This window comes from Leifsonia sp. Y862 (genome assembly GCF_057669585.1).
In genome coordinates this window covers 414913-428971 of the sequence record NZ_JBYHFR010000003.1, presented here as the reverse complement: position 1 = coordinate 428971, position 14059 = coordinate 414913, and the positions used below count along the sequence as shown (strand labels likewise).

At 65.6% G+C, this 14059-nt stretch carries 14 protein-coding genes; 5 read left to right on the top strand and 9 right to left on the bottom strand.

Translation table 11 applies throughout. The annotated features are described in order from the left end of the window. The first annotated feature begins 100 nt into the window (after positions 1 to 100). On the top strand, positions 101 to 1051 hold the full coding sequence (locus tag AC25Z0_RS16315) for an AraC family transcriptional regulator (protein WP_488133867.1): 951 nt from the start codon (positions 101 to 103) through the stop codon (positions 1049 to 1051). Between the two features lie 92 nt (positions 1052 to 1143). Here the strand turns inward: AC25Z0_RS16315 and AC25Z0_RS16310 are convergent, their stop codons facing one another. The 7 genes from AC25Z0_RS16310 to AC25Z0_RS16280 all read right to left on the bottom strand — a co-directional run bounded on the left by AC25Z0_RS16310 (position 1144) and on the right by AC25Z0_RS16280 (position 8414). Next, positions 1144 to 2118: a substrate-binding domain-containing protein gene (locus tag AC25Z0_RS16310; protein WP_488133866.1), complete on the bottom strand. Its 975-nt coding sequence runs from the start codon at positions 2116 to 2118 to the stop codon at positions 1144 to 1146. Between the two features lie 133 nt (positions 2119 to 2251). After that, the gene (locus AC25Z0_RS16305; protein WP_488121144.1) at positions 2252 to 3250 is read right to left on the bottom strand and encodes an ABC transporter permease; all 999 of its coding nucleotides are present in this window, start codon (positions 3248 to 3250) and stop codon (positions 2252 to 2254) included. Then, entirely contained in the window at positions 3247 to 4770 is a 1524-nt protein-coding gene (locus tag AC25Z0_RS16300) for a sugar ABC transporter ATP-binding protein (RefSeq protein ID WP_488133865.1), read from the bottom strand. The genes AC25Z0_RS16305 and AC25Z0_RS16300 overlap by 4 nt, the downstream gene beginning before the upstream one ends. Continuing rightward, entirely contained in the window at positions 4767 to 5210 is a 444-nt protein-coding gene (locus AC25Z0_RS16295) for an RbsD/FucU family protein (RefSeq protein ID WP_488133864.1), read from the bottom strand. Before AC25Z0_RS16295 ends, AC25Z0_RS16300 begins: the two co-directional genes overlap by 4 nt. Positions 5211 to 5309: 99 nt before the next feature. Beyond that, positions 5310 to 6164, bottom strand: a complete 855-nt coding sequence (locus tag AC25Z0_RS16290) for an amidohydrolase family protein (protein WP_488133863.1) — start codon at positions 6162 to 6164, stop codon at positions 5310 to 5312. After that, positions 6161 to 7117, bottom strand: a complete 957-nt coding sequence (locus tag AC25Z0_RS16285) for an aldo/keto reductase (protein ID WP_488133862.1) — start codon at positions 7115 to 7117, stop codon at positions 6161 to 6163. Before AC25Z0_RS16285 ends, AC25Z0_RS16290 begins: the two co-directional genes overlap by 4 nt. Before the next feature lies 1 nt (position 7118). Beyond that, the gene (locus AC25Z0_RS16280) at positions 7119 to 8414 is read right to left on the bottom strand and encodes an L-fuconate dehydratase (RefSeq protein WP_488133861.1); all 1296 of its coding nucleotides are present in this window, start codon (positions 8412 to 8414) and stop codon (positions 7119 to 7121) included. Positions 8415 to 8608: 194 nt separating this feature from the next. On the opposite strand from AC25Z0_RS16280, the gene AC25Z0_RS16275 reads away from it, so the two are divergent. From AC25Z0_RS16275 to AC25Z0_RS16265, 3 genes are read left to right on the top strand one after another with little or no spacing between them, the layout of a single operon-like run. After that, positions 8609 to 9472: a fumarylacetoacetate hydrolase family protein gene (locus AC25Z0_RS16275; RefSeq protein WP_488133860.1), complete on the top strand. Its 864-nt coding sequence runs from the start codon at positions 8609 to 8611 to the stop codon at positions 9470 to 9472. Beyond that, entirely contained in the window at positions 9469 to 10221 is a 753-nt protein-coding gene (locus AC25Z0_RS16270; protein ID WP_488121137.1) for an SDR family NAD(P)-dependent oxidoreductase, read from the top strand. The genes AC25Z0_RS16275 and AC25Z0_RS16270 overlap by 4 nt, the downstream gene beginning before the upstream one ends. A 36-nt stretch (positions 10222 to 10257) precedes the next feature. Beyond that, on the top strand, positions 10258 to 11217 hold the full coding sequence (locus AC25Z0_RS16265; protein ID WP_488133859.1) for an LLM class flavin-dependent oxidoreductase: 960 nt from the start codon (positions 10258 to 10260) through the stop codon (positions 11215 to 11217). A 91-nt stretch (positions 11218 to 11308) separates the two neighbouring features. On the opposite strand, the gene AC25Z0_RS16260 is transcribed toward AC25Z0_RS16265, so the two are convergent. Next, the gene (locus AC25Z0_RS16260; protein ID WP_488121135.1) at positions 11309 to 11668 is read right to left on the bottom strand and encodes a hypothetical protein; all 360 of its coding nucleotides are present in this window, start codon (positions 11666 to 11668) and stop codon (positions 11309 to 11311) included. Positions 11669 to 11922: 254 nt separating this feature from the next. Between AC25Z0_RS16260 and AC25Z0_RS16255 the strand changes: the two genes are divergently transcribed. Next, positions 11923 to 12066 (top strand): hypothetical protein, encoded by a 144-nt coding sequence (locus AC25Z0_RS16255; RefSeq protein ID WP_488121134.1) that lies wholly within the window; start codon positions 11923 to 11925, stop codon positions 12064 to 12066. A gap of 164 nt (positions 12067 to 12230) precedes the next feature. Here the strand turns inward: AC25Z0_RS16255 and AC25Z0_RS16250 are convergent, their stop codons facing one another. Continuing rightward, positions 12231 to 14057, bottom strand: coding sequence for an FtsX-like permease family protein (locus AC25Z0_RS16250; protein WP_488121133.1), 1827 nt, complete (start codon positions 14055 to 14057; stop codon positions 12231 to 12233). Between the last annotated feature and the right edge of the window lie 2 nt (positions 14058 to 14059).

Sequence of the window (14059 nt, the reverse complement as noted above, 5' to 3'; positions counted from 1 at the left end):
GTGTCGGAGGCCGGTCTTTTCGGGCCGTGTCCAGCCTGATGACACGGGCGTGGATTGTGAATAACGAGGAGTCCTGTTTTCTTGCTCTATAGTCCAGTGCATGTCCACAGATCGGTTGTCGGAAATCCTGGATCTCATCGAGGTCACAAGCGTCGTGTCCGGCGGCTCGGTAGTACGCGGGCGCTGGCAGACGGACAGCAGCATCAACGATGACCTCAAGTTCATCGCCGTCGTCCACGGGCATGCCTGGCTGAGCACCGATGGCCTGGACAAACCCATCAAGCTGGCATCAGGTGATGTGGCGGTTCTGAACGGGCGATCCTGGCTGGCATTGGAGGGTGGAACCGGCGACGAGACACCGGTTCGCGTTGAGCCGCCATCGGCGGGGTCCGTGATCTCGCCTGATGAGGCGAACGCTGACGGCGCGGATGTCCTCATCGGCGGACGGGTGGACTTGAACCCAACTGGCCGAGAGCTCCTACTCCAGGCTTTGCCCCCTGTCCTGCACATCGGTCGTTCGAGTGCCGTCGGGCCTCAACTTCGCGGACACATTCAACGGCTGTTCGAGGAGATGACCGCCAACCGCATTGGCTCTGACTTCGCGATCCGCCAGTACGGCCAACTACTCGTGCTCGATGTGGTTCGCGGCTTCATGAGCGACTCGAACATGCCGGCCGGATGGCTCAGGGTGCTCTCCGACACGCGGCTTGGGCCCGCACTGGCACTGATCCACGAGCAACCGGCCAAGGGATGGAGCTTGGAGGATTTGGCCCGTGCCGCATCCATGTCTCGATCCAGCTTCGCAGAACGGTTCCGTCACGCCGCAGGCACCCCGCCGCTGTCGTACCTCATCAGTTGGCGAATGCTCCTCGCCCAGCGAGAACTGCGATCTGCGGATACACGAATCGGTTCGCTCGCACTCGAGCTGGGCTACTCGTCCGAGAGTGCCTTCAGCACCGCATTCAAGCGACACGTTGGCGAGTCCCCGTCGAGCTACCGCTCTCGGGCCCACACCGACCAGCAGCGGCGGGCTTTCGAGCACGTGCACTGAGCACCTGTGCGGGGCACGACGAAGCGCCGAGGTCATGTTGACCTCGGCGCTTCGTCGTGCGTGGTGACCCCTCAGCGAGCGAGTCTCAGGCGTTACTCGTAGATGACAGCCTTGATCTTGTCGCTGTCGATGTTCGTCTTGTCGTACCAGTAGAAGCCGGTGTCGATCGTCTTTGCGACCTTCTCGCCGTTGATTGCTGCAACGGCAGCCTTGACGGTCTCGTAGCCGATGCCGACCGGGTTCTGCGTGATCGCGCCGGCCATCAGGCCGTCGTTGATCGCGTCGATCTGGGCCTTGCCGGAGTCGAAGCCGACGATGGTGAGCTTGCCGGAGAGGTCGAGTTCCTTGACGGCCTGCACGACGCCGATGGCCGAGCCCTCGTTCGAGCCGTAGATGCCCTTGAGGTCGGGGTTTGCGGCGATGATCGCCTTCGCGAGGTCAGCGGACTTGGCCTGGTCGCCGGCGCCGTACTGCACGTCGACGATCTCGATCTTCGGCTCGTTCTTCTCCATGTACTCGACGAAGCCATCGCGGCGGTCAACACCGGTGACCGAAGTCTGGTCGTGGACGACGAGCGCAACCTTGCCCTCGTGGCCGATGAGGTCGGCCATCTGCTTGGCGGCCTCGCCGGCTGCGGCCTTGTTGTCGGTCGATGCCGTGGTCACGGGGATGTCACTGTCGACACCGGAGTCGAAGGCAACGACGGGGATGCCGGAGTCCTTGGCCTGCTGCAGCAGGGGGCCGGCGGCCTGGCTGTCGAGGGCGGCGAATCCGATGGCGGCCGGCTGCTTGTCGAGAGCAGTCTGCAGCATCTGGATCTGCTGGTCGACATCCGCTTCGGTGTCGGGGCCCTCAAACGTGATGGTGACGTCGAATTCTTCGGCGGCCTGCTCTGCGCCCTGCTTGACGGCCTGCCAGAACTGGTGCTGGAAGCCCTTCGACACGATGGCGATGTACGGCTTGTCGCCGTCTCCGCCAGCGGCGCCGGACGCTTCCGCCGAGCAGCCGGTGAGCGCTGCGGCGACGGCCGTGATGCCGACCATTGCTGTGATTAGTCTCTTGTTCATCGGGACAAACTCCTTTGTTCGATCACTCAGATTGCGTGGGAAGTGCGTTGATATAAGAGGTGCGAGGTGCGAGGTGCGAGGTGCGGGTAGAAGCGCGGAGACGCGCAGGCGAAAACGGGATGACGCGCGGGCGTTAGTTTCCCCTGCGACGCAGCATGTCGAGGTAGACCGCGAGCAGGATGACGCAGCCGACGGCCACCGACTGCCATTCCTGCGGGATCGACATGATGCGGAGGCCATTGGTGAGCACGGCCATGATCAGGGCACCGATGACGGTTCCGACGATCGAGCCCTTGCCGCCGGCCAGCGACGTGCCGCCGATGACGACGGCCGCGATGGCCTCGAGCTCGAGGCCCATTCCACCGGTGGGCTGCGCAGAGCTGAGCCGGGATGCCGCCAGCACACCGGCAACGCCCACGAACACGCCGGAGACCGTGTAGATGACGATCTTCCACTTGTTCACGTTGACGCCCGACAGCGCGGTCGCGGCCTCGTTGCTGCCGATCGAGTACGTATAACGGCCGAAGATCGTGCGTGACAACAACACGGCGGCAATCACGATCATCAGGATGAAGATAGCCACGCCCAGCGGGAAACGGATGCCGGGGATGATCGACAGGTTCATGATCGACTGGAAGTCGGGCGTTTCCTTGAAGTAGATCGGCTTCGTGCCGCTGATGACGAGGGCGAGGCCCGCGGCGACCAGCATCATCGCCAGGGTGGCAATGAACGGCGGAATCTTGAGGATCGCGACGTTGACGCCGTTCACGAACCCGATCAGCGCGCCGAAGGCAACGGCGCCAAGCACACCGGCCCAGAGCGGCCAGCCCCAGTAGGTGAGGAAGACGCCGGCCATCACGCCGCAGAGGATCATTCCCGTGCCGATGGAGAGGTCGATACCGCCGGTGATGATCACGAACGTGGTGCCGAGGGCCAGGATGCCGGTGACCGTTGCGGCCACCAGGATACTGGTGATGTTCGAGGCGGTGAAGAAGTGCGGGCTCGCGAAGGCGAAGAACGCGACGATGATGATGAGGCTGGCGAAGGCCAACAGCTGCTGCAGCTGGCCGCGGAGCTGGCCGAGAATTCGCGGCGGTGAGATCCGTGCTGCATCGGACGTGATCGAGGTCATGCGTTTACCGTTCCTTCGGAGCTCATTCGGGTCGCGTAGTCCATGATGTTTTCCTGGGTCGCGTCAGCATTGTTCAGAATCGTGGTGAGGCGTCCCTCGCACATCACCGCAATGCGGTGTGACATGCGAAGTACCTCTGGCAGCTCGGAGGAGATCATGATGATCGCCTTCCCCTGTGCGGCGAGCGACTCCAGCAGGGCGTAGATCTCATCTTTCGCACCCACGTCGATGCCGCGGGTTGGTTCATCGAAGATCAGCACATCGCAGTCCTTGACGAGCCACTTCGCGATGACGACCTTCTGCTGGTTGCCACCAGAGAGGTTCTTCACCAGCTGCGCCGTAGACGGTGTCTTGATCGACAGGGCTGAGACATAGTCGGATGCCGTCGACTGGATGTCCGCCGCCTTCATGAACCCGAATGCCCTCGTGAACTTCGGCAGCGAACTCAGCACGATGTTCTCTTTCACATCGCGATCGAGCAGCACCCCCAAAGCCTTCCGGTCCTCTGAGAGGTAGCCGATGCCGAGGCTGGCTGCCACGGCTGGGTTGCCGATCTGCACGGTGGCGCCGCTCAATGCGATGGTGCCCGCGGACTTCGGGTCTGCACCGACGATGGCCCGCGCGACCTCGGTGCGACCGGCGCCCATGAGCCCGGCGAAACCGAGGATCTCGCCGCGGCGCAGGTCGAAGGTCACGTCGTTGAGCAGGTGCTTGGTGCTGAGGCCGGTGACCGAGAGAACGACCTCGCCAACGGCATCCGTTGACTGCGGACGCGCCTCTCCCGTGATCTCGCGACCGACCATCAACGAGATGACCTCGCTCATGGGGGTGGCCTGGGCGTCGACGGTGTCGATGTACTGGCCATCACGCAGCACCGTGATGCGGTCGGAGATGACCCTCAGCTCGTCCATGCGGTGCGAGATGTAGATGACGCCGGTGTCCGGGCTCTTGAAGCGGTGGATCAGCTCGAACAGGGTCTCGACTTCGGCGTCATTCAGCGCCGCGGTGGGCTCGTCCATGATGAGCACCTTCGCGTTGAACGACAGCGCCTTGGCGATCTCGACCATCTGCTGCCTGGCCACGGTGAGTTCACCGACGGGTTGACGCGGGTCGAGCGCCAGCCCGAGCCGGTCGAAGAGTTCCTGGGCCTTGGCGTTCAGGTCGCGCTCGCTCAGGAAGAACCCGCCGATGCGCGGCTCCCTCCCGATGAAGATGTTCTGCGCGACGGTGAGGTCGTTGGCCAGGTTGAATTCCTGGTGGATGATGCTGATGCCGAGTTCCTGGGCGTGACGCGGGCCCTCGATCGAGAGCTTCTGGCCGTTCAGGAAGAACTCGCCCTCGTCAGGCGTGTAGATGCCGGAGAGCAGCTTCATGAGCGTCGACTTGCCGGCGCCGTTCTCGCCGACCAGGGCGAGTACCTCATCGTGACGCAGGTCGAGCCGCACGTCTTGCAGGGCTTTCACGCCGGGGAAGCTCTTGCTTGCGCCAACGATCTCCAGGAGGGGTGCGCGGCCGGTCATCCGTCGCTCCGCACTGAGGTGCGAACCGAGTCATGACCGACGACGCCCTTGCGCAGCAGCGCGTTTCCGTACTTCCGGGTCTCCCCGGTGCGCACGATCAAGAAAGCGGATGCCGCCACCTCGTAGTACCTAAACCTGTCGACGAATCGAACGTCGGCCTCAGTGGCGGAGGCCGCAGCGATGAGTTCGTGCTGCACAGGGAGCACCTCCCCATCGGCGCTCGTCATGAGATCGAGCCCAGGGGCATCGTCGAGCGGGATGACCGTGCGGATCGCGTCGAGCACGTCTGGCGTGCTGAGCATCGGCAAATCGACAACGCGACTGCCGAGGCGGTGGGCCGGGAAATGAGCATCGGCGACCACGACGGCGTCTGAGTGGCCCATGGCATCCAGGTGGAGCAACAGCTCCCCCGTTAAGATCGGATGTATACCGTCGAGCAATGGGATCTCTCTTCCTTGAGTGAAGCGTCTTGGTCATACTAGGTATGGCTGTTCCGGTGTGTCAATCTCAGGGGCACCGGGATTGATAACGGTTATACATCAGATCTTTGTGGGGTGTCCCGCTGGGGCGAGTCGATAGGTGTCGATTGCGTTCTGCGTGAGGATCTGCTGCTGTTCCGCGGGGCTGAGCTCGCCGATCAGCCCGCTCAGCACGCGCCAGGTTGGCAGGTAGCCACCGGCCGGCACCGTCATGGGCCAGTCGCCACCGTAGAGCAGTCGGCTCGGGCCAAAGGACTCCAGCGCGATGCCCCAGACGCCTCGGACGGCGTCTGTGCTGAACTCCGCGTTCGCGGTACCGAGCCCCGACACCTTCGCCACGACGTTCGGCCTGGTCGCCAGCACGCGGAGCTGCCGCTCCCACTCTTCGACCTCGGCCGTGCCCCGCGGCGGTTTGCCGAGGTGGTCGATCACCAGGGTGAGGTCGGGCAGCGCGTCGGCGAGATCGAGCGCGGCACCCAGGTGCCTCGGCCAGGCATCCGGCACGTCGAAAGCGAGATCGCGCTCGGCGAGCAGGCCAAGGGATGTGCGCACGCTCGGCATGGCGAGGAAGTCATCGCGCGGGTCGTCGTGCACCAGGTGACGCACACCGACGAACTCCGGATGCTGCTGCCAGCGGTCAAGCGCCGCCTCGGCTACCGCAGGGTCGTCGAGCTGCACCCAACCGACCACTCCGGCCACCCAGTCGTGGGCAGCAGCGACCGAGAACATGAATTCGGTGTCGCGCAGCGAATCTTCGGCCTGCACGAGAATGGCCGCGTCGACCCCGGCCGCGTCAAGCTCTGCCCTCGCCTGCACCGGGGTGAAATCGGCATAGAGCGCACCCAGCTCTGGCGTGAGCCAGGCATAGTCGCTGACCTCCCTATCCCAGAGGTGCAGGTGCGCGTCGATTGTCATGCTGGGATGAGTCCTCTGTCGGCCAGTGCGCTCCACAGCTCTGCGGGCACGCTCTCCTGCATCCGTTCGGCGTTCTGCGTGATCTGCTCAGGGCGGCTGCCGCCGACCACGACGGTGCGCACCGCGCTGTCCCTGAGGGAGTACTGCAGTGCGGCCGTCGGCAGCGAGACGCCGAACTCGTGGCACACGGCGGCGATGGCCTGCACGCGGGCGAGCAGCTCTGCAGGCACGCTGCCGTATTCGTAGCGGGCATCCGTGCCAGGGCTGTCGGCGGCGAGCAGGCCGGAGTTGAAGACGGAGGCGTTCACGATGCCGACCCCGTTGGCCGCGCAGGCCGGAACGACGTCGGTGAGGGCCGGCTGCTCGGCGAGCGTGTACCGGCCGGCCACCATGAGCAGGTCGACCAGGCCGGTGTTGGCCGACGCGAGCAGGGCATCCGTTGTCATCGAGCCAACGCCGATCGCGTCGACGACGCCTTCGTCGCGCAGGGCGGCAAGCGCTGGGATGCCCTCGTTGATGCCCTTGGCTAGGTCGTAGCGCTCCGGGTCATGCAGAAACAGGATGTCGAACCGGTCGAGGCCCATGCGCTCCCGCGACTCGCCGACGCTCTGGCGGATGCCGTCGGCCGAGGCATCCCAGACCCGCTTCACGTCGGCGGGCACCACGAAGCTGTTGTCGAGGTCGAGGGTGCCTGCGCCCTCGGGGTTCGGGCGCAGCAGGCGGCCGACCTTGGTGGAGACGAGGTACTCGTCACGCGGCTTCGTGGCCAGGAACGCGCCGAGGCGTCGTTCAGACAGCCCGAGGCCGTAGTGCGGAGCGGTGTCGAAGTAGCGCACACCGGCATCCCACGCGGCGTGCAGGATGTCGCTCGCCGCGTCATCCGTCAGTTCGCGGTACATGTTGCCGAGGTTCGCGGCGCCGTAGCCGAGGCGCGGAAAAGTGAGCTCGGGCATCTCAGACAACTCTGGCACGGGCGGAGAACTCATACTCTGCGCGGCTGGCTGCGAGCATTTCGGTGCCTGCACCCGGTGTGGTCGGGGCCTGGTACGCGCCGCCCCGCATGACGACGGGGGTCACGAAGTGCTCGTGGAGGTGGTCGACGAACTCGATCACGCGCCCCTCACTGCTGCCAGAAACGGCGACGAAATCGAACATGGACAGGTGCTGCACGGCCTCGCACAGGCCGACGCCGCCGGCGTGCGGGCACACCGGCACGCCGAATTTGGCGGCCAGAAGCAGAATAGCGATGTTCTCGTTGACCCCGCCGACGCGCGTGGCGTCGATCTGCAGCACCTGCAGCGCGTCGGCCTGCAGAAACTGCTTGAACATGACGCGGTTGGCCATGTGCTCGCCGGTGGCGACCGGGATGGGGGCGACGCCGCGGGCGATGGCGGCGTGAGCCAGCAGGTCATCGGGGTTGGTCGGTTCTTCGATCCAGGCCACGTCGAACTCGGCGAGGTGACTCATCCACTCAATGGCCTCGGCCACGCCCCAGCGCTGGTTGGCGTCTGTGCCGATGCGGATGTCGGGGCCGACGACGTCACGGGCCAGTCGCATGCGACGGATGTCGTCCTCGAGGTTTCCGCCCACCTTGAGCTTGATCATGCCGAAGCCCTGCTCGACGGCTTCCTTCGCGAGCCTCGCCAGCTTCTCGTCGCTGTAGCCGAGCCAGCCGGGCGTCGTCGTGTACGCCGAGTAACCGGAGGCCAGCAGCTCTGCCTCGCGCGCGGCGCGTCCCGGTTCTGCGGCGCGCAGGATCTCGAGGGCGTCTTCGGGGGTGAGGGCATCGGTGAGGTAGCGGAAATCGACCAGTTCAACGAGCTCCTCAGGGCTCATCCGGCCGAGTAGCTGCCAGAGCGGCAGGCCGGCGCGCTTGGCCTTCAAGTCCCAGAGGGCGTTGACCACGGCGCCGATGGCCATGTGCATCACGCCCTTTTCAGGGCCGAGCCAGCGCAGCTGCGAGTCCCAGACGAATTCACGCCAGGTGGCGCCCATCGTGGCCAGCAGCTCCTCGGCGTTCCGGCCGACGACGTGGCCGGCCAGCGCCTGAATGGCGGCGACCTGAACGTCGTTGCCGCGGCCAATCGTGAAAACGAAACCGTGTCCTTCGAGCCCGTCATTGGCATCCGTCACGATCCGCACGTAAGCGGCCGAATAGTCGGGGTCGAGGTTCATGGCATCAGAACCGTCAAGCGACGTGGACGTGGGGAAGCGGACGTCGCTGGTTTCCAGCGCGATGACAGTGCTCACAGTTGGTTCTCACTCACAGGGTTGTCTCACTCGCAAGGTTTCGTCTTGCTTGGGCATCCCGAGCATAAACATCGGATGTATAGGATGTCAATCAGCAAGACAACGTCGTTCTCGGCCACGATTCGCGGTTCAGCGACGATATAGTTCTGATGTTCCGGCAGTGTGAGCAGTGATTCCGCAGAGAGAGATGAACCATGAAATTCGCCCGCCTCGGCCCCATTGGCCAGGAAATTCCCGCCGTGCTGGTGGACGACACGTACTTCGATATTTCGGAGATCACCGCCGACATCACCGGTGACTTCCTGGCGTCTGGCCGAGCGGATTCCGTGCGTGCGGCGATCGAGGCCGGCTCACTGCCCGCCATCGCGAATGCCGACTCCCTGCGCATCGGCGCCCCGATCGTGCGGCCGAGCGCCGTCATCTGCATCGGCATGAACTACGCGGCGCACGCGGCGGAATCTGGCTCGCTGCCGCCGGAGATCCCGATCATGTTCCTGAAGACGCCCAACACGGTCGTCGGGCCAAACGACTCAGTCGAGATCCCCAAGGGCAGCACGAAGACAGACTGGGAGGTGGAGCTCGGCATCGTGATCGGCAAGCGTGCCTCCTACCTCGACTCCCCCGCCGACAGCATCGACCACATCGCTGGTTTCGTCGCGGCCAACGACGTGTCGGAGCGCGACTTCCAGATGGCGCTCTCCGGTGGCCAGTGGTCGAAGGGCAAGTGCGCCCCCGGCTTCAACCCGACGGGGCCGTGGCTGGTCACGCCCGATGAGGTCGACTACCAGAACCTCACCCTGAACAGCTGGGTCAACGGTGAGATCCGCCAGGATTCGACCACGGCCGACCAGATCTTCGACGTGAACTTCGTGATCTGGCACCTCAGCCAGTACCTCACGCTGGAGCCGGGCGACCTGGTTCTCACGGGCACCCCTGAGGGCGTCGCGCTCTCCGGCCGCTTCCCCTACCTCTCCGCAGGCGATGTCTGCGAGATCGAAATCGAAGGACTCGGCCGCCAGCGCCAGGACTTCACCGCGTACGAAGGAGTACACAAATGAGCCAGGAATTTGAGAACCTCGTCGCGGTCGTGACCGGCGGGGCATCCGGCATCGGTGCGGCCATCGCCGCGCGCCTGCATGAGGGTGGGGCATCCGTTGCCGTGCTCGACCTGCAGCCAGGCGCAGCGGATGCCGCCCACTTCGCCGTCGAGGCGAACGTGGCCGACACCGCCTCGGTGCGTGCCGCCATCGCCGCCGTGGCCGAGAAGTTCGGCCGCATCGACATCGTGATCAACAACGCCGGCATCGGCGCCATCGGCACGATCGCCGACAACGACGATGCGGAATGGGCCCGGGTGCTCAGCATCAACGTGACGGGCATCGCCCGCACGACCGCCGCGGCGCTGCCGTGGTTGCTCGCGTCGCCGTCCGCCGCCGTGGTGAACACCTCGTCAATCGCCGCGACGGCCGGCTTGCCCGCACGGGCGCTGTACACCGCATCGAAGGGCGCCGTCTTGTCACTCACCCGCGCGATGGCCGCCGATCACCTGCGGGAGGGCATCCGCGTCAATTGCGTGAACCCCGGCACGGCAGACACCCCGTGGGTCGGGCGCCTGCTCGACGCGGCCGACGACCCCGCCGCGGAGCGCGCTGCGTTGAACGCACGCCAGCCGCACGGTCGTCTGGTGACGCCCGAGGAAGTCGCCGAAGCGGTGGCGTACTTGGCCAGCCCGCGTTCAGGGTCGACAACGGGCACGTCGATTGCCGTCGACGGCGGAATGCAGAACCTGCGGTTGCGCCCGGAGTAGGCTCTGGGTCTATTGCCCCCAAACCGGAAGGCGCCCATGAGCACGACCCTGGATCGTCGCATCGGCGTCGTGCTGCCCCGCGACATCCCCGCCGCGCAGATCATTCCGTTTGCGCAGAAAGCCGACCGGCTGGGCTTCGATGAGCTGTGGATTGTGGAGGATTGCTTCTTCAGGGGCGGGATTGCCCAGGCCGCCGTGGCACTCGCATCGACAACGCGCATTCACGTCGGTGTCGGGATCCTGCCGGCCGCAGCGCGGAACCCCGCGTTCGCGACACTGGAGATTGCGACGCTCGCCGAGCTCTTTCCCGGCAGGATCACCGTCGGCATCGGGCACGGGATGCCGGCGTGGATGCGACAGGTCGGCGCCATGCCGGCCAGCCCGTTGACCATGTTGGAGGAGTCGGTCACCGCGACCAGGGCGTTGCTGGCCGGTGAGACCGTCACGGTCTCCGGCCGCTACGTCTCGCTCGATGAGGTCGTCCTGGCCTCACCGCCCCGCGTCGTGCCGCCGATCCTGACCGGCGTGCGCGGGCCGCGATCGCTGGCGCTGTCTGGCCGTTCGGCCGACGGGACCATCCTCGCTGAGCCGGTCACACCGGAGTACCTGGCTGCGGCGCTCGCCCACATCGCCGCCGCAGGCGAGCACAGAATCGTGGCGTACAACGTGGCAGCGATCGATGACGACGTCGCTGTCGCGCGCCAGGCAGCCCGCGCTGGCCTCGAGTGGATCGGCGACCCTGACTGGGCGCCGCACATCGTGCCGCTGCACTTCGCCGCCGAATTCGCGCAGCTACGGGCCGGCTCATCCTCGCGCACCGAGTTCGCACAGCGGATGCCAGACGAGTGGGTGGACGCGCTGTCGTTGGCCGGCACCCCGGCCCGTATTCGGGAACGCATCGCCGAGCTGCAGGATGCGGGCGCACACAGCGTCGTGCTCCTCCCCGTGACCATAGATCCGCTGGCGGAGCTGGACTCATTGGCGCGGGTGCTCTGACCCGTTTCGAGACGCGACCTCGTTCCTCGGGCGCTCCTCAACCACCGGAGTCCGTTGGTTGAGGAGGCCGCCAGGCCGTCTCGAAACCAAGTCAGCTAATGCGCACGGCCTCGTTGTGCCCGATGAGCGCGAAGGTGACGCCGTCGTCCTCCGATACCCAGCCGTCCCAGCGGTAGGAGTCAGGGGTGATTGAGGTGAAGTTCCAGCGGATGGCCTTGCCGTCTGTGCGGGTGCCGTCCTGTCGGATGCCGTGCCGGTATGGCGTGGCGATGAGGTGTGAGTACTCGCCAGACAGCGGCGAGAAGTAACTCACGCGCCACACTCCAGCGTGGGCGTCGTAGACGCGCACGGCGGTGGCGACGGTTTCGAACCCAGACGGATGCGTCGTGCTCGCGACAACCTCGACGTAAGGACCGCGTGAACCCAGACACGTAGCTCGTTCAATCGTCATGTATCAGGGCGGTTCGCCCGGATTGGGCAAACGGCACTAAAGCCAGCAGCGTGCCGTTCAACAACCCGGCGGTCGGCACGCTGCAACCCCACATACGCTTTCAGTCAGCATGAGACTCCCGCGGAGTCAGAATCGCTTCGTTAATGATATATCGCTGACATTACAACGACATATCGCCGATAATAATGATTATGTCAATAGATCTCTGGCGTATTCGCACTATCTACGAATCGTCTGTTGAGTCGATTTCCTAAATGCCCGAGATGCGGCGCTGGAACCACTCCCATTGGGCGCCAACGCACGAGCCGAGGATCGTCACCAGAGTGCCGCCGTCATCCGGCCCAGAGGTCGGGGTGAGGCTGACGCTGGCCGGAATCGGCCCGGCCTGCGACAGGTAGGTGTAGCCGCCCGCAACGCCGGCGTTCCTGCCGAGGACTCCGTGGCATGGTTACGAGCAAACTAAGCGGCGAGGGCAGTCGAGACTCCGTGGCAGCCGGCGATTCGCGCGACGAGTGAACCTCGCCCGCTAAAGGGCCACTCATCGGGCACTTGAGGTCCCCGCTCAGGCCGTAGCCCGGCGTCCGGCCCACGACGGCGCCACCATCGCCGCGACCACTATCGCCGCAACCGCCGCCGTCAGCACCCCGTACACCGCCCAGTCGATCGCCAGCGAGAAGCCACCGAGAATGCCGTAGGCGACACCGAGCAACGCGGGTAGTACGGACACGGTTCCGATGACCAGGGCCGCGAGCACCACGAACATCGACTCGATACCGATCATCGAGTTCAGCTGGCGACGGGTGGCTCCGATGCGGCGTAAGAGGGCGAACTCCGACCTGCGCGCGCCCGTCAGCATCACGAGGGTGTTGGCGGCAGCGATGGCGATGAAGAAGATGAGTACGAACAGCAGCACCGCTCCGAGCTGTTGCGACGAGGCCGCGCCGGCCACCGCCTCATCCGCGTACTCGTCGACGGTCATCGTCTCCAGTCCGGGGAGGTTGACACGAGAGCCCTGCGTGAAGACTGCGTCGGCGACAACTGGCGTCGTCGGCAGGCTTCGTCCGTCGATGATGTAGTCGCCGAAACCGAGGCCGCGCTCGTAGACCGCGACGATCGTCGCGTCGAGCAGAGCATCACCGAAGCGAAGGGAAACGGTGTCGCCGAGCTGGATGCTCGTGCCGAAGCCCGATCCATTGCTCGCGGCGATCGTGCCGGGTTCGGCCAGATCGTCGAGCGAGCCGGACGTCACATCTGGGTCGATCAGGCCCGCGGGGCTGCCGGTCAGGGCGCTCACGCCGGAGGCCTCCCATGTGGCCAGCCCGTCCATATCCCGCGTGAGTACGTCTGCAGGCACTGCCGAGCTCGCGACGAGGGAGTCGACTCCGGGCGCGGACGCGATTTCAGCCAGTTGATCGGCGGTCACGCCGTCTGGCGAGGTGATGACGAGATCCGATCCCAGTCCTTCGCGTAGGTGCATGGCTGCGCCCTGCACGAGGCTGCTGTTGACGCCGGTCTGCACTGTTCCCAAGGCGAGAAACAGAGCGAGCGGGACGATGGCAGCGGTTAGTCGGCGGGAGAAGCCCCGGGCATTGACGACAGCCAGCATGAGCGAAGCGGAGCGCGACGACCGGAATACGCGTGCCGCCCGACGAGCCGCGAAGGCGACGATCGCCGGGCCGGCGAGGGCCGCGGCGCTGATCAGCAGGAACGCGGATGTCGATCCGGCAGCGCTGCCCATCACGCCCGGCATCACGAACGGAATGCCGGCGACCACGATTCCGGCGGCCAGCAGAACGACCGCAGCAAGGCCACGCGCAGGAGAGAGGTGCGCCGACTCGGCATCCGAACCACGGACGGCCGCCGTGGGGCTGACGCTGGTGACCTTGCGGGCAGCCAGACGGGCGGCGAGCAGGGCGGTCGGAAACAGCAGCAGTAGTGCGCCGATGACGGGCAGCGGCGAGACGACGAGGGGGAGGCCGACAGGGATGATGCCGCCCGACTCGAGCACGGGAGTCAGCAGGTTCGCTGCCCCAAGCCCGGGTAGCGCGCCGAGCGGCGCCGCGATTGCGAAGACGATCGAAACCTCGGCGGTCACCATCGAGCGCACCTGCGAGGCGGTGGCTCCGACAGCCCGCAGTAGCGCGAACTGCTCGTGCCGTTGACGCAAAGCCGACGCGAAGGTGGAGGCGACCACGAGCACGACCACGAGAATGGCGGTGCCGGCGAAGGAGCCGGCAACGGCCGACAGCAGCGGCGCGTCAGAGCGTAGGCCGGTCTCCATAAGCACTCCGTTGGCCGAGAGTAGGGCGGCTGCGAACATGACGATGAGAAAGCTGCCGATGAAGCTGCCGCGGTAGGCGCGAACTGCTGAGCGGGCGAAAGACCACATGG